This is a genomic window from Hymenobacter miniatus (genome assembly GCF_016427455.1).
Lineage (GTDB): Bacteria > Bacteroidota > Bacteroidia > Cytophagales > Hymenobacteraceae > Hymenobacter > Hymenobacter armeniacus.
In genome coordinates this window covers 47,488-67,129 of record NZ_JAELXR010000018.1, presented here as the reverse complement: position 1 = coordinate 67,129, position 19,642 = coordinate 47,488, and the positions used below count along the sequence as shown (strand labels likewise).

15 protein-coding genes are annotated in these 19,642 nt (G+C 66.1%); 6 read left to right on the top strand and 9 right to left on the bottom strand.

Features of this window, described 5'->3' with window-relative positions:
* Nucleotides 1–65 precede the first annotated feature (65 nt).
* Nucleotides 66–1,067, bottom strand: coding sequence for a FecCD family ABC transporter permease (locus JAO73_RS20850; protein WP_198979197.1), 1,002 nt, complete (start codon nt 1,065–1,067; stop codon nt 66–68).
* Nucleotides 1,067–1,984, bottom strand: a complete 918-nt coding sequence (locus JAO73_RS20845; protein WP_198979196.1) for an ABC transporter substrate-binding protein — start codon at nt 1,982–1,984, stop codon at nt 1,067–1,069. Before JAO73_RS20845 ends, JAO73_RS20850 begins: the two co-directional genes overlap by 1 nt.
* A 67-nt stretch (nt 1,985–2,051) precedes the next feature.
* Here JAO73_RS20845 and rfaD point away from each other — a divergent pair, with 67 nt between their 5' ends.
* Both rfaD and JAO73_RS20835 read left to right on the top strand, forming a co-directional pair.
* Nucleotides 2,052–3,020: an ADP-glyceromanno-heptose 6-epimerase gene (gene rfaD, locus JAO73_RS20840; protein WP_198979195.1), complete on the top strand. Its 969-nt coding sequence runs from the start codon at nt 2,052–2,054 to the stop codon at nt 3,018–3,020.
* Nucleotides 3,021–3,166: 146 nt separating this feature from the next.
* Nucleotides 3,167–4,576 (top strand): FAD/NAD(P)-binding protein, encoded by a 1,410-nt coding sequence (locus JAO73_RS20835; RefSeq protein ID WP_198979194.1) that lies wholly within the window; start codon nt 3,167–3,169, stop codon nt 4,574–4,576.
* A gap of 52 nt (nt 4,577–4,628) precedes the next feature.
* On the opposite strand, the gene JAO73_RS20830 is transcribed toward JAO73_RS20835, so the two are convergent.
* A complete protein-coding gene (locus tag JAO73_RS20830) occupies nt 4,629–4,904 on the bottom strand; it encodes a hypothetical protein (RefSeq protein WP_190927228.1) in 276 nt (91 codons plus the stop codon).
* Between the two features lie 133 nt (nt 4,905–5,037).
* Complete coding sequence (locus tag JAO73_RS20825; protein WP_198979193.1) at nt 5,038–6,045, bottom strand: zinc-binding dehydrogenase; 1,008 nt, start codon at nt 6,043–6,045, stop codon at nt 5,038–5,040.
* Between the two features lie 176 nt (nt 6,046–6,221).
* Between JAO73_RS20825 and JAO73_RS20820 the strand changes: the two genes are divergently transcribed.
* A complete protein-coding gene (locus tag JAO73_RS20820) occupies nt 6,222–6,638 on the top strand; it encodes a TerB family tellurite resistance protein (RefSeq protein ID WP_198979192.1) in 417 nt (138 codons plus the stop codon).
* Between the two features lie 19 nt (nt 6,639–6,657).
* Here the strand turns inward: JAO73_RS20820 and JAO73_RS20815 are convergent, their stop codons facing one another.
* Complete coding sequence (locus JAO73_RS20815) at nt 6,658–7,518, bottom strand: rhomboid family intramembrane serine protease (protein WP_198979191.1); 861 nt, start codon at nt 7,516–7,518, stop codon at nt 6,658–6,660.
* A 114-nt stretch (nt 7,519–7,632) separates the two neighbouring features.
* Complete coding sequence (locus tag JAO73_RS20810; RefSeq protein ID WP_198979190.1) at nt 7,633–8,472, bottom strand: hypothetical protein; 840 nt, start codon at nt 8,470–8,472, stop codon at nt 7,633–7,635.
* Nucleotides 8,473–8,625: 153 nt separating this feature from the next.
* Between JAO73_RS20810 and JAO73_RS20805 the strand changes: the two genes are divergently transcribed.
* Complete coding sequence (locus JAO73_RS20805; protein WP_190927239.1) at nt 8,626–8,928, top strand: hypothetical protein; 303 nt, start codon at nt 8,626–8,628, stop codon at nt 8,926–8,928.
* 210 nt (nt 8,929–9,138) lie between these two features.
* Nucleotides 9,139–10,932: a glycoside hydrolase family 10-like protein gene (locus JAO73_RS23285; protein WP_198979189.1), complete on the top strand. Its 1,794-nt coding sequence runs from the start codon at nt 9,139–9,141 to the stop codon at nt 10,930–10,932.
* A 225-nt stretch (nt 10,933–11,157) separates the two neighbouring features.
* On the opposite strand, the gene JAO73_RS20795 is transcribed toward JAO73_RS23285, so the two are convergent.
* The 3 genes from JAO73_RS20795 to JAO73_RS20785 form a co-directional block, all read right to left on the bottom strand.
* Nucleotides 11,158–12,384 (bottom strand): hypothetical protein, encoded by a 1,227-nt coding sequence (locus JAO73_RS20795; RefSeq protein ID WP_198979188.1) that lies wholly within the window; start codon nt 12,382–12,384, stop codon nt 11,158–11,160.
* A gap of 173 nt (nt 12,385–12,557) precedes the next feature.
* Complete coding sequence (locus JAO73_RS20790; RefSeq protein ID WP_198979187.1) at nt 12,558–14,120, bottom strand: SusD/RagB family nutrient-binding outer membrane lipoprotein; 1,563 nt, start codon at nt 14,118–14,120, stop codon at nt 12,558–12,560.
* Nucleotides 14,121–14,154: 34 nt separating this feature from the next.
* Nucleotides 14,155–17,289, bottom strand: a complete 3,135-nt coding sequence (locus tag JAO73_RS20785; protein ID WP_198979186.1) for a SusC/RagA family TonB-linked outer membrane protein — start codon at nt 17,287–17,289, stop codon at nt 14,155–14,157.
* Between the two features lie 357 nt (nt 17,290–17,646).
* Here JAO73_RS20785 and nagB point away from each other — a divergent pair, with 357 nt between their 5' ends.
* Nucleotides 17,647–19,581: a glucosamine-6-phosphate deaminase gene (gene nagB / locus JAO73_RS20780; RefSeq protein ID WP_198979185.1), complete on the top strand. Its 1,935-nt coding sequence runs from the start codon at nt 17,647–17,649 to the stop codon at nt 19,579–19,581.
* Nucleotides 19,582–19,642: the final 61 nt, after the last annotated feature.

The following is a 19,642-nucleotide window of genomic DNA, read 5'->3' as shown; positions in this document are numbered from 1 at the left end:
TTGCCCGTTGTTAGTCTTAATAGGAGGCAATACGCTCCTAACAACTGACAACTAACAACTGACAACTACGTGGTTTTCCGCAGCAAATATACGAAGAAGGGTACCCCGAACAGGGCCGTGACGAGGCCCACGGGCAGCCCGGCCGGCGGGTAGAGCAGCCGCGCCAGCAGGTCGCAGGCCAGCAGAAAGCCGCCGCCCAGCACCGCACAAAACAGCAGATTGTAGCGCCCCGTGGCGCCCAGCAGGCCCCGCGTGAGGTGCGGCACCAGCAGGCCCACGAAGCCCACCGGCCCGCACAGCGCCACCACGCCCCCCGTGAGGCCGGCCGCCAGCCCCACCAGCAGCCAGCGCCGCCGCGCCACCGGCAGGCCCAGGGCGGCCGCCCGCTCCTCGCCCAGCAGCAGCAGGTTCAGGTCTTTTTGCAGAAAAGCCAGCGCAAACAGGCTGAGGCCCAGCGCCGCCGCCGGATAGGGCAACACGCTCCACCCGGCCCGCTCGAAGCTGCCAAACGCCCAGAACACCACGCTGCGCAGGCTGCCCTCGGGCGAGGCCATGAACGTGAGCAGGCTGCCCAGCGCCGTCGCCAGCGCCCCCACCGCCACGCCTGCCAGCAGCAGCGGCGCCGGCAAAATGCGTCCCCGCCGCGTGCCCAGCGCCACCACCAGCAGCGTGGCCCCCAAGGCCCCCACCAATGCGGCCACCGGCGGCAGGTACACGCCCGCCAGCGTGAGCGACGGCACCAGCACGTAGCTGGCAATGGCCCCCAGCGAAGCCCCCGACGCCGTGCCCAGCAGGTAGGGGTCGGCCAAGGGGTTGGTGACCAGGGTTTGGAGCAGGTAGCCGCTCACGGCCAGGCTGGCGCCGGCCAGCAGGGCCAGCAGCAGGCGCGGCAGCCGCAGCTGCACCAGCACGAGCTGGGCAGGGTCGACGGGGTCGTAGTGCTGGAAGGTATTCAGGATGAAGCCGTAGGACGTGGCGTAGCTGCCCACGCGCAGGCCCAGCACCACCAGCGCCAGCACGAGGAGCAGGCCGATTATCAGCCACAAAAGCGGATGGCGGGCAGGCATCAGCGGGGGCCTTTGATGGCGGAAAGGGCCGGCGGAATTCTCATCAGCGTTTGCAGCTCCCGCACCGACTCTACTACGCGCGGCCCCGGGCGTTCCAGCAAGTTGCCGGTGATGGGGAACACGCGGTGGGTGCGATAGGCCTCCATGCGGCGCAGCTCCGGGTAGCGCCCAAAAAAGGTGCTATCCAGCTGCCAGAAGCGCCCGCCCAGCAGCACGTCGGGGTTGAGTTTGAGGATGTACTCGCGCGTCAGGGCCGGGTAGGGCTGCGGGAACGTTTCGGTAACGGCGTTTTGGCCTCCGGCCAGACGGATTTCGTCGGTGAAGAGCGTATTCTGACCGTAGCAATAAATGGGGTCTTGCCAGGTGATGGCCAGCACGCGGGGCGGGGTGCGGGACCGGGAGGGGTCAGGCGCGGCAATGAGCGTCTTCAGCTCCCGCCGCAGCGAGTCGGCCACGCGGTGGCCCTGGGCCGGGCGGCCCAGCAGGCGGCCCAGCTCCTCCAGGCCCGTAAATACGTCCTCCACCTTGCGGAAACGCATGTAATAGACCGGAATGCCCAGCTCCTGCAACCGCTTGGCGTCGTCGACGGACGTGATGCCTTCGACGGTGAACACCACTTCCGGCTTCAGCGTGACGAGGCGCTCCAGGTCGAGCGGGTAGTTGTTGACGACGGGCTTTTGGAGCACGGCGGTGGGATAATTATCCTGCGGGCAGCGGGCCACGACGGTGGCCGTGTCGGCCACGGCGTAGAGCATTTCGGTCATGCTGGGGGCCAGGGCCAGCACGCGCCGCGGGTGTGCGGGCAGGCTGAGGGCGCGGCCCAGGCCGTCGCGTACGGCCACGGGACCGGCCGGCCGGGAATCGGATTGGCAACTCGCCAGCCAGGCCAGCGGTAAAAGCAGGAGCAGGAAACGCATGCGGCAAAGGTAGCGGCGCTACCCGGCGCGTCGGTTTACCTTTGCCCCGTCCTCAAGCCCGAACCTTATGATAGTAGTCACCGGCGCGGCCGGCTTTATTGCCAGCTGCCTAGTCGCCCGCCTCAACGCCGCCAATTTCAACGACGTGGTGGCGGTGGATAATTTCTCGGTTGAAAAAAAGCTGCCCAACATCCAGGGCAAAAAGCTGCGCGAGTACGTGGACCGCGAAACCTTCTTCGAATGGCTCGACGCCAACCACGAGCAGGTGGAGTTCATCTTCCACCTCGGCGCCCGCACCGATACCACCGAGATGGACCCGGCCGTGTTCGACGTGCTGAACCTGAACTATTCCAAGCAGATGTGGCAGGCCTGCGTGCGATACAACCTGCCGCTGGTGTACGCCTCCTCGGCCGCCACCTACGGCGACGGCACCTTGGGCTACTCCGACACCGACGAGGCCCTGTTTCCGCTTTACCGCCCACTCAATCCTTACGGCGACTCCAAGAACGACTTCGACAACTGGGCCCTGGCCCAACCCGAAAAGCCCTATTTCTGGGCCGGCCTCAAGTTTTTCAACGTGTACGGGCCCAACGAATTCCACAAGGGCCGTATGGCCTCGGTGATATTCCACGCCTTCCACCAGATTCAGCAAACGGGCTCGATGATGCTGTTCAAGTCGCACCACCCCGACTACACCGACGGCGGGCAGATGCGCGACTTTGTGTACGTGAAGGACGTGGTGGAAGTGTGCTATTTCCTGCTGCACCACCGCACGCACTCCGGCATCTACAACCTCGGCAGCGGCCAGGCCCGCACCTTCCTTGACCTCGCCCTCAACACCTTCCAGGCGCTGGGCCGCACGGCCGATATCCAGTTCAAAGACACGCCCGAGGACATTCGCGACAAATACCAGTACTTCACCGAAGCCGACATGAGCAAGCTCAAAAGCATCGGCTACGACCAGCCGTTTACCCGCCTGGAAGACGGCATTCAAGACTACGTGCAGAACTACCTGGTGCCGGGGCGGTATATGTAGAAACCTTTTAAGCCCGTCATGCTGAGTGCAGTCGAAGCATCTCGCGTGCTGGAGTAATCAATTACTCACGCAGTAGAGATGCTTCGACTGCGCTCAGCATGACGTTCTTTGGTTATTGCTTTGTCCCTTACACTCCCCACCCGCCCGTGCCCCACTCCTCCCGTCCCGTCATTACCATCGTGGGCGGCGGCTTTGCGGGCACGACGCTGGCGCTGCAACTGCGGCAGCAGCCCGGCTTGCAGCAGGCCGAAATCCACCTCATTGAACCCCGGGAAATCCCGGGCCCGGGTCTTGCCTACAGCGCCCGCCGGCCCGAGTATCTGCTGAATGTGCGCCCCGGCGCGCTGAGCCTTTACCCCGAGGCTCCCACTCATTTCGCCGACTGGCTGAGCACCCAGCCCGAAAGCGCCGCCGGCGTGCCCGACTTTGCGCCCCGCGCCGCCTACGGCCGCTACCTGCACCAGGAGCTGAGCGCGGCTCTGGCGCCCACGGCCGCCGCGCCGCGCGTGCTGTGGCACAACTCCCGGGCCGTGACGGCGCGGCAGCTGGGCCCGAACCGCCGCAAGGTGCTGCTGGCCAACGGCACCGAAATCATCAGCGACTACGTGGTGCTGGCTTTGGGCAACTTCCCGCCCCCGCCGCCCGCCGGGCCCGACCACCGCTACCTCCACCACCCCGGCTACCACACCGACCCCTGGGCCGTGGGCAACCTGCGCCGCATCGACCCCGACGACGACGTGCTGCTCATCGGCTCGGGGCTGACGGCCGTGGACGTGCTGCTGGCCCTGCACCAGGACGGGCACCGCGCGCCCGTGACCGTGGTGGCCCGGCACGGCCGCTGGCCCAGCGCCCACGGCCCCGTGGCGCACCCATATCCCAGCTTTTACGCCGAGCTGGCTTCGGAAAACACGGTCACGGGCGTGCTGGCCGTGTTCAAGCGGCACCTGCGGATGGCGGCAGCGCAGGGCATTGGCTGGCAGCCGGTCCTCGATTCGCTGCGGCCTGATTTGGGCCGCATCTGGGGCGCGTGGCCGCTGGTGGAGCAGCGCCGCTTTCTGCGCCACCTGGCGGGGCTGTGGGCCGTGACGCGGCACCGCAGCCCGCCCCAAAACGCCCAGGCGCTGGCCCGCCTCACCGCCGCCGGCCTGGTGCGCCTGCAAGTGGGCACGGTGCGCGAAATCCGGCCCGCCGGCGACCACCTCGACGTGCGCGTGCGGCCCCACGGCGCGGCCGGCTCCTGGCTCACGGCCCGGCACGTGGTGTGCTGCGCCGGGCCCCTGCTCGACTACGGCCGCATCTCCGACCCGCTGGTGATGAGCCTGCGCGACGCCGGCCAGCTCGCCGCCGACCCGCTGGGCCTGGGCATGCTCACCGACGCCCACGGCGCCCTGCGCGGCCCCGACGGCGTGGTGTCCACCACCCTTTTCACCTTGGGCCCCAGCCGCCGTCCGGCCTATTTTGAGTCGACGGCCGTGCCCGAAATCCGGCAGCAGGCTGCCGATTTAGCGGCCGACCTGGCCCGACGCGTGGCCCAGGGACGCAACGAGCAATCCTAAAAAAAGCCGCTTTCTGACGAAAGCGGCTTTTTGGTGCAATCTTAAATCCGACCTAAGCGGCCAGCGCCGGGTACATGGGCAGCACCGGGGCCTCGGTGGCCGGGAAGGCCGGCCGAATGTCGGCCAGGCGGGCGGGCGCCGCAGTGGGCTGGGCATCGTCGTGATGGCGCAGGGCGCGCATCAGCAGGTAGCGGTATTTTTCGGCGTCGGCCAGGGCTTGCTCAATGGCTTGCACGGCGTCGGCGTGCGCCACCACGGGCTGCAGCTCGCGGCGCGGGCGACGGGCTTCAAACACATGACCTTTGAGGTATTCGGCGGCAGATTTCATACGTGGAAACGGGCTGGTTTTTAGCGGAATATCAGCGTAATAGGTTAACCCCAAAAACGCCGTTTTCATTCCCGTAAAGGCCGATTTTCGCCGCTAATTACAAGGCTTTCCAAACGTCCTGCCGGGTGCCTGTTCACCCCATCTGTAACACGATTTTGCCGAACTGGGCGCCGGCATCCATGCGGCGCAACGCCGCCTCGCCCTCGGCCAGCGGGAACACCTCGTCTACCACCGGCACGAGTTGCTTTTCGGTCACCAGCGCCAGCATATCGTCAAAATCTTGCGGCGAGCCCATGGTGGAGCCCAGCACGCTGAGCTGCTTCCAAAATATTTTGGCCGGCGGCAGGTCCGGAATGGCGCCCAGTGTGCCGCCGTAGAACACGATGCGCCCGCCCGGCGCGGCGGCGTCGAGCAGGGCATTGAACGCGGGCCCGGCGGCGCTGTCGATGATGACATCGAACGGGCCACCGGCCTGCTGCACCAGCGTTTTCACCCAATTGTCGTCGGTGTACTTAATGCCGCCTTTCACGCCCAGGACTTGCGCGCGGGCCAGCTTGTCGTCGGAGCTGGACGTGACCCAGACTTCGGCCCCGCGAGCGGCGCAAAACTGCGCGGCCAGCAGCGCCACGCCACCGCCCACGCCCGTCACCAGCACCCGCTCGCCGGCCTGCACCTGGGCGCGGCTGAAGGCGGCCCGATAGGCCGTGAGGCCGCCGAGCGGCAGCGCCGCGCCCTGCTCGTAGCTGAGGTGGCCCGGCAGCGGCCGGATGTATTCGGCGGGCAGGGCGATGTAGTCGGCAAAGGTGCCGGGGTCGGGCATGCCGAGCACCACGAAGTCTTTGGCCTGCGCTTTCGGATTATGGCCCCAGCGCAGGCCGGGGTAGATGAGGACGCGGGCGCCAAGGGCGGGGGCATCGGCGGGCACACTGGGGCCGTGGGCCGCTACTTCGCCGGCGCCGTCGGCGCCCAGGGTGCAGGGCAACTTGATGCCGCCGTACTGGCCTTTCTGAATCCAGACGTCGCGGTGGTTGAGGGCGGCGGCGTGGAGCCGGACCAGGATTTCGCCGGGGCCCGGCGTGGGCGTGGGCACGTCGCGGACGGCCGCGGGCTGGTGGATGGCGTCGAGCTGAAGGGCTTGCATGAAAGAGCTGTGGGGAATAGAAAGAAGTGGCAACACAAAAGTCAACGCCCGCAAAAGGTTTGGCTGCGGGCGGTGCAGGGGTGCTCCCGGGCCGCGAACCTTCCGGGCAGGGCCTCGTTGAAAGAAGCCGCTCTCGGCAGAGAGTTGGCCCTTCATTGAACAAAAGACCCACCGCAATGCCCGAAACTCATTCGCTCGAAGACGTGCTGAATACGCCCCAAAAGAAACTCGCGTTTTTTCAGAACCTGGTGCTGGTGGCCGCCGCCGATGGCCAGCTGAGCACCGAAGAAGGCGACTTCCTGCTGCAAATTGGCAACAAGCTTGGCCTGAAGCCCGAGGAAGTGATGCCCATTGCCGACAACCTGGGGGTGCTCAGCTTCATTGTGCCGGCCGAGGGCCTGCAGCGCACCCTGGAGCTGCAAACCCTGGTGCAGATGATGCTGCAGGATGGGCAGCTCGACGCGCGCGAGTACGGCCTGTGCCAGGAATACGCCATGCGCATCGGCTACAGCAAATCCATTCTCGACGACATGGTGAGCCAACTGGCCGGCGGCGAACCCAACCCCTACCCGAACCCGCCCACGGTGAGCTAGTGTAGAGACGGTTGCACGCTTAATTGAGCTTTTTCAACCCCACCAGTGCCAGCGGGCCGGCCACCAGCAGCCCCGTGGCCAGCCCGCCCACATGCGCGGCGTTGTCGATGTTGCCGGTGATGCCCGAAATCAAGTTGCTGAGCACGAGGTAGAGCACCAGGCCCAGCATGGCGCGGCGGTCGGACTTGTCGAGCACCAGCTTTTTGCCAACCAGCAGCACCAGCAGCAAGCCGTAGAGCCCGAAGATGGCCCCGCTGGCCCCTACCGAATTGATGCCGCCGGTGTGCCACCACAGGCTGGCCAGCCCGCCGCCCACGCCGCTGGCCAGGTACACCAGCAGCAGGCGCCAAGGGCCCACCCGGTCTTCTACCAGCAGCCCCAGCAGCCAGAGCGAAAACATATTGAGCAGCAGGTGCGAGAGGCCGGCGTGCACAAACTGGTAGGTGAGCAGGCGCCACGGCTGCCCGTGCAGCGTGAGCCCCGACACGTTGGAGCCCCACACCACCAGCTGGTGGGCCGTGGGCGCCGAGGCCGACACGCCGCTGAGCACCATCAGCCCAAACATGAGCAGCGTGGCGTCGAGCAGCAGCGGCGTGGCCAGGAAGCGCCGCGACGGAATGAGCAGGCCCCGCAGCAACTGGCCCAGCAGCTGGCCCCAGGTTTCGGGTTCCTCGGCCGGGGGCGGCGGAACGGGGGCAGCGGCTTCGGGCAGCAGGCCTCGACGCTTGAGCTCGGCCACGGCGGCGGCGCCCACGGCCGGCGGGTAGCGGGCGGCGTTTTGGGCCAGGTACAGCAGCTCGGCTTCGGGCTTTTGGGCGAAGAGTTGGGCGGCGAGGGCAGCGGTGGAGCCGGGTTCGGGCTCGGGGGCGGGTGCTTCCATGTGAGGCCAGACGCGGCAAGGAGCGCGCCACCTTGGCAAACCGGCCACTTTGCCAGTTGGTTGGGAGCCATCGCGGCGCAGCGGCGTCATTCAACCCGCCAAAACCCGTTTTGCTTAGAATTTCGCCGTCAGCACGGTGGCCTTGTAGGGCTTGCCGGTGACGGGCGAGGTGGGCAGCACGTCTTTCAGCCAGTCTTGCACGTCGGCTTCGCGGGCCACTAGCTCCCGGTCTTTGAGGAAGCGCTTGTTGGGCAGCAGGTCGGGGAACTGCTCCAGAATGTGCTGCTGGCTGCTGGCGGCCTCGCGCATGCGGTCCATCTGGTTGGCCATCACGGGGCCGAACTTGAAGTGATACACGGCGGCGCGGTTCCACTCGTGCCAGCTTTGGCGGGCCACCAGGGTTTGTTCGGCAAACATGGGCCCGGCTTTGCCCGCGTGGGCTTGGCCGGTGAGGTATTCGGTTTGCGTCTCGGCCGCCCAAAAGCGCTTGCACAGCTCCCGGAACTGGCGCAGGTGCTCTTCGTTGGTTTTTTCGCGGGCCGGCACCGTGGCCAGCTGCCGGCGCACCACGCCGGCCACGTCGTAGGTCGGAATGGCCGAGGTGGGCACCTCCGTGAGCCGGGGCACCGGCTTGGGTTTGGCCGAGGCCGCTACGGCCTGCACGCCCCCGCCGCGCTGCTGCCGGGCGTAATAATAATAGCCCAGGCCCAGCACCAGCGCGGCCAGGGCCAGGTTGAGAAAATTGACGCCGCGGCCGGCGCGGGCCACACTGGCGGGCGCCTCCAGATTTTGTGGTTCCAGAGCGGGCATTTGCACCTGCAGCAGGCCCCGCCGGCGCAATTCGCGCCGGGCCGACTCAATCAAATCGGGCTGGTAATATTCGGGGTGCTCGATGAGAAACCGCAATTCGGCTTCGGTTTTTTGGTGGTAGAAATCGGTAGCGGCGTCGGACACGGCGGCAGGCTCGGGGCTGAAAGTGAATGGGAACTGCTAAGATGGTGAACGCCGCGCAAACCGCCGCGCCCAACCGTGGGCGCCCCCCGCCGTAAACCCAACCGTGGCGCCTGCGGGCCGCCGCGCATTCTTTCATCCTCCTTCTTCTTTCTCATGCCCGACCCCACGCAGAACCCCACCGACCCCCGGCCCGACTTCGCCCCCAGCTCCGCCACGCCCGACCAGGAATCGGAGCAGGAGGCCACCGTCAACAGCACCCCCGACGCGGCACCTGACTCCACCGGCTCCCCCGCATCGGGCCAGCCCGGCGCCACGCCCAGCAGCACCCAGCAGAACATGGGCGACGGCGCCGGCATCCGCGGCGACTACGGCGACGCCAGCCAGACCAACGGCCTGGAAGGCGGCCCCGACACCCCCGACAACCCCGAGACCGATACCGAGCTGACGGGCTCTTGAGGCAACCTGATATTCTAAAATACCCTGCGGCGCGGCCGGCGTAACCTCACCCCCAGCCCCTCTCCCCAGGAGAGGGGAGCCTGACGATTCCTCAAAGAGAGGAGCCGGTGCCCCCTCTCTTTGGGAGAGAGGGTCAGGGGGGTGAGGTTCCGTCGGCCACGCCATAAAGCGTAATTTGCGGCCTGTTTCCGTGTTGCTGAATTTCTGTTGATGCTTCGTTTTCTCGCCGCTGGCCGTTTCCTTTTCCTGCTGTCATTGCTAATTGGGGCTGCCCCCAGGGCCGGGGCCCATCCCGCGGCCGACACCATTCCGCCGCCCAAGCGTGAGCTGCGCGGCATGTGGGTGGCCACCGTCGAGAACATCGACTGGCCCAACCAGCGGGGCGAGTCGCCGGAGCAGTACCGCCGCGAGTACCGCCGCCTGCTCGACGCCGGCCAGCGCGCCGGCATCAACGCCGTGTTTGTGCAAATCCGGCCCGCCTCGGATGCCTTCTACCAATCCAACCTGGAGCCCTGGAGCAAGTGGCTGACCGGCACGCAGGGCAAAGCCCCGGCCGACGGCCAGGACCCCCTGCCCTTTCTCATCGTGGAAGCGCACCGGCGCGGCATGGAGTTCCACGCCTGGTTCAACCCCTACCGCGCCACCATGGACTCGGTGACGCGCCGCCTGGCCCCCAGCCATCCCTACCGGCAGCACCCGGACTGGTTTCTGCGCTACGGCGGGCAGCTGCTGTATAATCCCGGCCTGCCGGCGGTGCGGGCCCACATCACCCGCGTGATTCTGGACGTGGTGCGGCGCTACGACATCGACGCCGTGCACTTCGACGACTACTTCTACCCCTACCCCGACCCGGGCAAGGTGTTTCACGACGAAGCCGCCTTCCGCGACTTCAACCCCACCGGCCTAGCCACGCTGGGCGACTGGCGCCGCGAAAACGTGAACATCCTCATCCGGGACCTGCACGACAGCATTCAGGTGGCGAAGCGCTGGGTGAAGTTCGGCATCTCGCCCTTCGGCGTGTGGATGAACAAGTCGAAGGACTTTCCGCAGGGCTCCGACACGCGGGCCGGCCAGCCATCCTACTCCAACCTCTACGCCGACACGCGCCTGTGGCTGCAAAAGGGCTGGATTGACTACATCGTGCCGCAGCTGTACTGGAGCTCCAACTTCCGCCTCTGCCCCTACCCCGTGCTGGTGAACTGGTGGGCCGAAAACCACTTCGACCGCCACCTCTACATCGGCCACGGCACCTACCGCATGCTGGAAAGCACCCGCTCCGACACCACCTGGCGCAACCCGCGCGAGCTGCCCCGCCAGATTCGACTCAACCGCGCCACCGAAGGCGAAGCCGTGGGCAGCGTGTTTTTCTCGGCCAAATCGGTGCTGCGCAACCCGCTGCACACCACCGACTCGCTCACCCAGGACCTGTTCCGCTACCCCGCCCTGGTGCCTTCCATGCCCTGGAAAGACGACCTGCCACCCCTTCCCGTGGCCAACCTCACCCTGCGCCGCCTGGGGCCCCAAGTAACACTGAGCTGGCAGAGCGGCCCGCCCGCCGCCGACGGCGACGCGGCCACCTACTACGTGCTCTACCGCTTCGGGGCCAACGAGCCCAGCACGCCCCACGACCCCAGCCGCATCCTGGCATTGCCGCGGCCCGCGCCCGGCTACCCCGCCACCTACGTGGACACCACCGCCGTGCCCGGCCAGGCCTACGCCTATTACGTGACGGCCGTGGACCGCCTGCACAACGAAGGCCGGCCCATGCGCGTGGTGAGCACCGGCCAGAACGGGCCCGAGCTGGCCGTGGGCCAGGCGCCCGGCGGAGCACCCCGCCCGGGTGCGCCCACGTCGCCGCCTGTGGCCTCGCGCCCGGCCCAGCCCACCATCACCCTGCCCACCGCCGAGAGCCCGGAGAAAGCGGCGCCGTTCACCAAGGTCAAAATCAAGGAGAAGCCGGCTAAGAAGGGCTTTTTCGGGCGGCTGTTCGGGGGGAAGGATTGATGGTGAGGTAGAAAGCAGTACCGCCACCAGTGCCGGTGCCCGTGGGCACACCGGGTGGGGGCATCGCCGCACGCGGCGGGCCATGTGGGCACACCGGGTAAGCCCATTGCCACACGCGGCAGGCCAGGCAAGCACAGTGCCCACCCGGCCCGCCGCATGCGGTAGGCCAGGTGGGCACTGTGGGAATACCCATCGCCGCACGCGGCGATGACAGGAAGGAGCCGCTTACAGCGACCGGTACTCGAACCGGACCCGGGCGGCGGCCCCGGCCGAGCCGGGCTTCACGCTCAGAATGCGTAGGAGCATCACCTCGGCGCCGCGCACGCGCACGGCAAACACGTCGTTGGCCGCCACGGTGCCCACGTCGGCCACGGTGGTGTTCTGGTAGAGGGCCGTGGCCACGGTGTTCACGGTGGGCGTGGTGTAGAAGCCGGCCGCTACCTGGGCCGGCGTGGCCCGATAGAAGCGCGTGTTGTTGGCGGCGGAGATGGTAACGTTGCTGCCCGTGCCGCTCAGGAACAGGTCTTTGGCCGTCACGGGGTTGGCGGCCGGCTCGATGGTGCCGGTGCGCAGGTTGAAGGCCAGCGAATCGAGGGTGACGCTGGGGCCGCCCGCAATGCGGCCGGTGCGCAGCGTAGCCAGCGGCGTGGGGGCCGTCACGTTGATGGCGGGCGCCGTGATGGTGAGCGTTTGCACGGCGGCGTAGGCTTCAAAAATGAAGGTCACGGGCTGGCCGTTGCTGTTGCGGGGCACGGTGGCGTCCACGGTGCGGGTGTTGGCCGCGCCGGTGGTGGGGTTGCGCACCACGCCGGCCCGCACCCGCGGCTGCGAGCCGATGCGGTAGAAGGTGGTCAGGCTGTCGACGGCTTTGGCGAGCGGGCTGGTGGTGGTGGCGCCCTTGTTGAGGATGAGGGAATAGCCGATGATGTCGCCCTCGCTCTGGGCCGTGCCCGTGAGGCCGTTGCGGTAGGTGGGCACCGGCGGCACGGTGGCAAATTCCAGCGTGGCCGGGGCCGCCACCGTGTAGGTGAAGCGGCGCAGGCGCTTGGCGCCGTTCTGGAAGTTGAGCGTCACGTCGACGCGGACCAGTGTGCCGTTGGGGGCGGTGGCGGGCACGGTGTAGGGCACGGGCATCACCTGCAGGCCGCCGGTGGTGTTATAGGTGCCGTTGGCCGGGAAGGTGCCGGTGGTGGTCGAGTCGATTTTGCCTACCACCTGGTACACGGTCACGTCGCGCAGCTTGTCGGCTTCGGCATACGACACGTAGAGCGGCACGGCTTCGGTGGGGGCGTAGCGAGCGGCCAGGGCCACGCGGGGCAGGCCCAGGCCGGCAAAGCCCGGCTCAGAATCCATGGTGTAATAGTCGTCGAGTTCGGCCTTTTTGCAGCCGCCGAGCAGCAGGCCCAGCAGCGGCAGCACCAGCAGCAGGGTGCGGTATGAGTAATGCTTCATATAACGAGGAGTTAAAATCTGGGGGATGAGGAGAGTACCGCTCTTGTCATCCTGAACGGAGCGAAGGACCTTCTCACGCTAGGCGCAGTGATTACTGCAAATCGTTCTTCGGTGACAAGGTCCTTCGCTCCGCTCAGGATGACAGACCCGGCGCAACGAAGCAATTGGTGGCCTTAGGGGCGGTCAAACCACAGGGGCTTGGTCACGTACTCGTTGTCGTTGCCGAGGGCCGTGCCCGACTCGGCGTAGAGGCCGGCCACGGCGTTCGGATTAACGGTCACCTCGGTGGCGCCGGGCAGCAGGCGGCGGGGGTATTTGCCCTGCAGCGGGCCCGTGCCACCGTTGCTGTAGAAAGGATAGAGGAAGTTGACGTAGAGGGTACGGTCAAAATCCAGGCGGCGCAGGTCCGACCACGAGTCCGGGTTCAGGAACATGGCGATGTATTTCTGCTCCATGATGGATTTCAGCGTCACGTCGGCCGGGGTTTGGGGCACGGCGGCGCTGGCCAGGTAGGCGTTAATCTGCGCGTCGGAAATGAGCGGGAACGTGACCGTGGGGGGCGTGAACGTGCCGCCCGTGCTCACCTTCTTCATGTGCGCCCGAATGCCTTCGCGCAGCGCGGCCAGAGCCCGGGGCAGGTTGTTAGCACGGAAAGCCGCTTCGGCCTCAATGAACTTCACCTCGTGGTAGGTAATGGCCTCGAAGTAGCCCAGGTCGCGGGCGTACCAGCCGCCGTAGAAGTCGGTGAGCGTGGAGCCGGGCGTGAGGTTGGCAGTGGCGCCGCTGGCCCGGCCGGGGTCGATGCCGGTGCTGGTGGTGGGCACCAGCACGCCAAAGCGCGGGTCGACCACGCCCGGAAACGTGGTACCGTTGAGGTACTTCACGATGTTAGACGAGAACGTGGCAGTGCCAAAGTTGCCGCGCGTCACCCCAAAAATGTTGGTGGTGTTCGAGAGGGGCGCCACGGCCACTTGGAAGTTGATTTGCGCGTCGTCGGCCGACGACGTGAACGCCTTGTCGCACAGGGCCAGCACGGCCGTGGGGCTATAGGTACTCTTTTTGGTGAGATGCTGGGCCTGACGGGCCTTCAGGGCATAGGCCAGACGCACCCATTTGGCGGGGTCGCCCTTATACAGAATGTCGCCGCTTTCGCTGGGCGAAGAGGTGTAGAGCGGGCGGAAGTTGGCGCTGGCAGGCTTGGACATTTCCACCGCGCCCTCGTCGCAGAGCTGGTTCACCACACCGTAAATGGACTCCTGCGAGTCGTACTTGGGCGTGAAGTTGGCGCCGCCCTGGTAAGCTTCGGAGTACGGAATGTCGCCAAGCATGTCGGTGGCGTGGGCCAGAATCATGGCCTGCATGATTTTGCCGGCGCCCACGTAGTACACCGAGCCTTCGTCCTGGGCGGCCTTCTGCATCACCGGAATGTTGCCGCCGGCTTGGAAATAGGAGTAGTTGAAGGTGTTGGTGCTGTTGGCGTTGGTGAAAAAGTATTGGTCGTTGGCACCGCTGCTACCGCCGCGGATTACCGCATACTGCGTGATGTAGGGCGTGCGCAGGGCCGAGAACATCTGCACCTGGATGCCGTTCGAGATGATGCCCGGCAGCAGGAAGTTCGGCGTCGAGACGACGGGGTTGTTCGGGTTATTGTTCACGTCGAGAAACTTCTCGCACGCGGTGAGCGCACTGCCGCTGAGCAGCAGCCCGAGGCCCATTATATAGCGGTTCAGGTTCATATCAGAAAGCGGGAAAGACAGCCCAAGCCGTCGTTTAGAAGTTAACGCGCAACGCCATATCCACGCCGCGAGTGCCCGGCACGTTGCCGTAGTCGAAGCCATTGGAGCCGCCGCCGCGCACGCCCGCACCAGCGGCCGAGGTTTCGGGGTCGGCGCCGGTGTATTTGGTGAACAGCACCAGGTTGCGACCCGTCACGCTCAGCTCGGCGCCTTTGATGAATCCGGTGCGCGAGAGCAGCGTGGTGGGCAGAGCGTAGCTCAGCGTCACGTAGCGCAGGCGGGCCCACGAGCCGTCTTCCACGAAAGCCGTGCCCGCCGCGCCCAGAATGCTGGTGTAGTAGGTCTGGGTGAGCTCTACGGGGCGGGTGTTTTTCTCGTAGGTGCCGTCGGCTTTGCGAATCACGCCGTCGAACACCACCTGCTTGTACCGGTCTTCGGTGCGCTTCGAAGTGCCCACGCGGGTTTGGTACCAGTCGTTGCCGTTAATCACCACGCCGCCCACGCGGAAGTCCATCAGCGAGGTCAGCGACAGGCCCTTGTAGGTGAAGGTGTTGGTGAACTGGGTGGTGAAGCGCGGGGCGCGGTTGCCGGCGTATTGCAGCAGCGGGTTCACCGACGGGTAGCCGGTGGTCGAGTTGATAATCATCTGGCCGTAGAACTCGCTGCTGGGGTCGGTCACGCGGTTGAAGTCGGTGGCGCCGAGGCCCGAAATGGGGCGGCCGGGGAAGGCGCCGCCCTCGTGCACGTCCGTGATGAAGGCATCGGACTGGAACACCACCGTGAGCGGGAAGGGCAGTTCCTCCACGCGGTTGGTGTTGTGGTAGAAGTTGGCAATGATGTCCCAGCTGAAGTCCTTGGCCTTGATGGGCGTGCCGGTCAGCGAGATTTCCTGGCCTTCGTTGGTCACGATGCCGCCGTTGATGTACTGCAGGATGAAGCCAGCGGCCTGGCTCACGCGGGGCGCAATAATCTGGTCCTTGGTGCGCGAGTAGTAGTAGTTGAAATCCAGGCCCAGGCGGTTCTTGAAGAACTGCAGGTTGATGCCGGCCTCGTAGGTGCGGGTGCGCTCGGGGCGCAGGTTGGGGTTCGAGCCGAAGAAGTCGTTGCGGAAGCCGCCGCCGATGTAGGTGTTCTGCGTGAGCGCCGACAGGATGCGGTAGGGCTGGGTGTCTTTGCCCACTTCGGCCACCGAGCCGCGGATTTTGCCGTAGTTCAGGATGTTGCTCTGGTCCAGGCCCAGGGCCTTGGTGAACTCGTAGCCCAGGCCGGCCGAGCCATAGAGGAAGCCCTTGCCGTAAATCTTGTTCTCATCGGGCCGCGGCAGCGTCGACGACTGGTCGTAGCGGCCCTGGAATTCGAGGAACAGCTGGTTGAACAGCGTCAGGTTCAGGCGGGCGAAGTTGCCGATGAGGTGACGCTTGCTGTCGCGCTGCAAGGCGTTGCGGTTCACCGTGTTGTTGAGGCCCACGAAGTTGGGGTTCTGGAAAATCAGGCCGATGTAGTCCACGGCCTGGTCCAGGTTCTCCTCCAGCGTGTTGCCCAGCACCAGCGTGGTGCCCACGTTCTGGCCAAAGTCGTGGTTGAAGGTGGCCAGGGTGGTGGCCGTGGTCAGGCGGAACTGGTCCACGGTTTCGGCGATGCCGCCGTTCTGGTTGCCCACCTGCGAGGTGCCCACGGCGCGCACCGAGGTCACGCGCGAAGTGTACAAGTCGGTGCCGATGTTGTGGCTCAGCGTGAGCCAAGGCGCCACCTTGTAGCTCAGCTGCACGTTGCCGATGAAGCGGTTGGTGCGGTCGGTCTGGGGGTTGTTGTTCACCGTCCAGTAGGGGTTGTCGGCGTCGGCGTCGGTGCCGTTGCCGGGGGCCAGCAGGCGGCGGCGGGTGCCGTCGGGGTTCAGGTAGTTGCGGGCATCGTCGTCGCGCGGCCAGTTCAGCAGGCTCAGCAGGAAGCCGCCCGTCGAGCCAAACAAGCCCGGCCCCTGGATGGGCCGCTCGCCGCCCGAGGTCAGGTACTGGGCCGAGCCGCTCACCTTCAGCCGCTCCGTGATGGCGGCCGTGCCCGAGAGGCGCACGGTGCTTTTGTCGTACTTGCTGCTCGGCGTCACGCCCTGCTGCTGCAGGTTCGAGGCCGACACGAAGAAGCTGGCTTTCTCGGAGCCGCCCGACAGGTTCAGGAAGTTCTGGAAGGTGTTGCCTTTGCGGAAGAAGTTGCCCACGTTGTCGTACACTTCCTCGCCGGGCGCAAAGCGCGGGCCGAACGAAATGCGGGTGGTGGGGTCGGCCAGGCCGCTGCTGCCGCGCTTATACAGGCTCTGCATTTGGGGCAGGCGGCTCACCTCGTCCACCGAGTACTGCGTGCGGTAGTTGAGCGTGGTGGTGCCGGCCTTGCCTTTTTTGGTGGTGATGACCACGGCGCCTCCCGCCGCGCGCAGGCCGTAGAGGGCCGCCGCGGCCGGGCCTTTCAGCACCGTAATGCTCTCAATGTCTTCGGGGTTGAGGTCGCCGGCACGGTTCGAGGAGCCCACCGAGCGGCCCAGCAGGCCGTTGAAGGCCGACCCGCCGCCCGGCGCCGTGCTCTCCTGGAAAGAGCCGTTGTCCATAATCATCCCGTCGATGACGAACAGCGGCTGGTTGTCGCCGTCGAGCGAGGTGCCGCCCCGGATGATGATGCTGGCGCCCTCGCCGGGCGCGCCGCCCGAGGAAGTGATGTTGACGCCGGCCACCTTGCCCTGCAGGGCGTTCACCACGTTGGTCTGGCGCGAGTCGATGATGTCTTTGCTTTTCACTTCCTGCACGGCCGTCACCAGCTCGCGCTTGGCCTGCGGAATGCCGTAGGAGGTCACCACCACCTCGTCGAGGCCGGTGGTGCTTTCCTTCAGGCCCACGTCCACGGCGCCATCGGCGGGCACGGCGCGCTCTTGCGAGGCGTAGCCGATGAAGCTGAACACGAGGGTGGCGCCCGGCGCGGCCTGCACCGAGTAGCGGCCGTCGGAGCCGGTGGTGCTGCCCGTGGTGGTGCCTTTCACGAGGACGGTGACGCCCGGCAGCGGGGTTTGGTCGGTGCTGGACGTGACGATGCCCGACACGGTGCGGGTGGCCGTCTGGGCCCAGCTAGGCGGCGCCAGCAGCACGCCCAGCAATAGCAGGAATAGCCAGTATTTTTTTTTCATGAGGAAAAATGAATTGGTGGGAAAAGGGAATCAATAAAAAAGCCGGAACCCGGGCACGGCGCGCCGTTAGGTTCCGGCCCGAAGGTCGGCAAAAATGCTATACACTTACAACACAGGGCCTTGTAGTTCATACAGGCAGGCAGAGTCGTTCAACATGGAAAGGAAAGGGTCAAATGTGCGAAACAATTGGGCAATTTTCCCGCAATCGTTCCCAACAAAATGCGAACCGCGAAGCCTCGTCCGTCTCGATATTTTTATCTTGTTTATTAGAAATTATCTATTTACTATTTGTGAAGTTTTGATTCGTGCCGGGCATTCGCCAACTTACCGGCCCCTCCCACCCCAGCCCTTCAGCGCATGGCTTCTCCCCTCGCAGCATTGCCGGCCACGGCCGGCGCCCGCCTCCCCGTCAGCCTCTACGCCGATTCGGAGCAAGCCTCCGCCGCCGTAGCGGGGCAAATTGCCGACCTCATCCGCCAGCGCGCCGCCGACGGCCGGCCCTGCGTGCTGGGCCTGGCCACCGGCTCGTCGCCCACGCGGGTGTACGAAGAGCTGGTGCGTTTGCACCGCGAAGACGGCCTGAGCTTCCAGAACGTCATCAGTTTCAACCTCGACGAGTACTACCCCATGGCGCCGGGCTCGCTGCAGAGCTACGTGCGCTTCATGCGCGAGTATTTGTTTGACCACGTCGACATCCGGCCCGAAAACGTGCACATCCCCGACGGCACCGTGCCGCCCGAGCAGGTGCCGGCCTTCTGCCAGCGCTACGAGGAGCAGATTCGTGAGGCCGGCGGCATCGATTTGCAGCTGCTGGGCATCGGGCGCACCGGCCACATCGGGTTCAACGAGCCGGGCTCGGGCCCGGCCTCGCGCACCCGCCTCATCACCCTCGACCACGTGACTCGCACCGACGCGGCGTCGGACTTCTACGGCGAGGAAAACGTGCCACGCCGGGCCCTCACCATGGGCGTGGGCACCATTCTCGAAGCCCGCCACATCGTGCTGCTGGCCTGGGGCGAGGGCAAAGCCGCCGTGGTGAAGCGCATGGTGGAAGGCGACGTGACCGACACCGTGCCGGCCACCTACCTGCAGCGCCACCCGGCCGTGCAGGTGGTGCTGGACGAGGCCGCCGGCGCCGAGCTCACGCCCCGCAAAACGCCCTGGCTGCTGGGCTTGCCCTGCGACTGGCACGACGCGGCCCTGGTGCGCAAAGCCGTGACCTGGCTGGCCCGCAGCGTGAGCAAGCCCATTCTGAAGCTGACCGAGGAAGACTACAACGAAAATGGCCTCTCGGAGTTGCTGGCGCAGTCGGGCCCGGCCTACGACATCAACATTCGCGTTTTCAACGAGTTGCAGCACACCATCACCGGCTGGCCCGGCGGCAAGCCCGACGCCGACGACACCCACCGCCCCGAGCGCGCCGCGCCGTTTCCCAAGCGCGTGCTCATTTTCTCGCCGCACCCCGACGACGACGTAATTTCGATGGGCGGCACGCTGCTGCGGCTGGTGGACCAGGGCCACGAGGTGCACGTGGCTTACCAGACCTCGGGCAACATTGCCGTGTTCGATGATGAGGCCATTCGCTTCGCCGAGTTCGTGGCCGATTACGACCACGCCTTCCGCCTGCCCGGCGACGAGCCGGCCGACAACCTCTACCACCGCGTGGCGGAGTTTCTCAAAAACAAACAGCCCGGCCAAGTCGACAGCGAGGAAGTGCAGCAGATAAAGGGCCTCATCCGGCGCGGCGAAGCCAAGAGTGCCTGCCGCCTGGCCGGCATCCCCGACGCCAACGCGCACTTCCTCGACCTGCCCTTCTACGAAACCGGCCGCGTGCGCAAAAAACCGCTCGGCGACGAGGACATCCGCCTCACCATGGAGTTGCTGAACCGCATCCAGCCCCACCAGATTTACGCCGCCGGCGACCTGAGCGACCCGCACGGCACGCACCGCGTGTGCCTGGCCGCCATTTTCGAGTCGATTTACCGATTGAAGGAGTCGGGCACGCCGTGGCTCGACGACTGCTGGGTGTGGCTCTACCGCGGCGCCTGGCAGGAATGGGACATCGACCAGATTGAGATGGCCGTGCCCCTCTCCCCTTCTGAGCTCACGCGCAAGCGCCGCGCCATCTTCAAACACCAAAGCCAGAAGGACCGGCCGCTGTTTCCCGGCGCCGACCAGCGCGAGTTCTGGCAGCGCAGCGAGGCCCGCAACCGCACCACGGCCAAGATTTACGACGAACTGGGCTTGCCCGAATACGAAGGCATTGAGGCCTTTGTGCGCTGGGCGTTTTAAGGGTTCGCCTCCCCCCCGGCCCCCTCTTCTCAGGGAGAGGGGGCCGGGGGGGGAGGCGCGC

What these genes read in the sequence shown, in the direction of transcription:
- JAO73_RS20850 (WP_198979197.1), bottom strand. Translation starts at nt 1,067, where the DNA reads ATGCCTGCCCGCCATCCGCTTTTGTGGCTGATAATCGGCCTGCTCCTC.
- JAO73_RS20845 (WP_198979196.1), bottom strand. Translation starts at nt 1,984, where the DNA reads ATGCGTTTCCTGCTCCTGCTTTTACCGCTGGCCTGGCTGGCGAGTTGC.
- rfaD (WP_198979195.1), top strand. Translation starts at nt 2,052, where the DNA reads ATGATAGTAGTCACCGGCGCGGCCGGCTTTATTGCCAGCTGCCTAGTC.
- JAO73_RS20830 (WP_190927228.1), bottom strand. Translation starts at nt 4,904, where the DNA reads ATGAAATCTGCCGCCGAATACCTCAAAGGTCATGTGTTTGAAGCCCGT.
- JAO73_RS20825 (WP_198979193.1), bottom strand. Translation starts at nt 6,045, where the DNA reads ATGCAAGCCCTTCAGCTCGACGCCATCCACCAGCCCGCGGCCGTCCGC.
- JAO73_RS20820 (WP_198979192.1), top strand. Translation starts at nt 6,222, where the DNA reads ATGCCCGAAACTCATTCGCTCGAAGACGTGCTGAATACGCCCCAAAAG.
- JAO73_RS20815 (WP_198979191.1), bottom strand. Translation starts at nt 7,518, where the DNA reads ATGGAAGCACCCGCCCCCGAGCCCGAACCCGGCTCCACCGCTGCCCTC.
- JAO73_RS20805 (WP_190927239.1), top strand. Translation starts at nt 8,626, where the DNA reads ATGCCCGACCCCACGCAGAACCCCACCGACCCCCGGCCCGACTTCGCC.
- JAO73_RS23285 (WP_198979189.1), top strand. Translation starts at nt 9,139, where the DNA reads ATGCTTCGTTTTCTCGCCGCTGGCCGTTTCCTTTTCCTGCTGTCATTG.
- JAO73_RS20795 (WP_198979188.1), bottom strand. Translation starts at nt 12,384, where the DNA reads ATGAAGCATTACTCATACCGCACCCTGCTGCTGGTGCTGCCGCTGCTG.
- JAO73_RS20790 (WP_198979187.1), bottom strand. Translation starts at nt 14,120, where the DNA reads ATGAACCTGAACCGCTATATAATGGGCCTCGGGCTGCTGCTCAGCGGC.
- JAO73_RS20785 (WP_198979186.1), bottom strand. Translation starts at nt 17,289, where the DNA reads ATGAAAAAAAAATACTGGCTATTCCTGCTATTGCTGGGCGTGCTGCTG.
- nagB (WP_198979185.1), top strand. Translation starts at nt 17,647, where the DNA reads ATGGCTTCTCCCCTCGCAGCATTGCCGGCCACGGCCGGCGCCCGCCTC.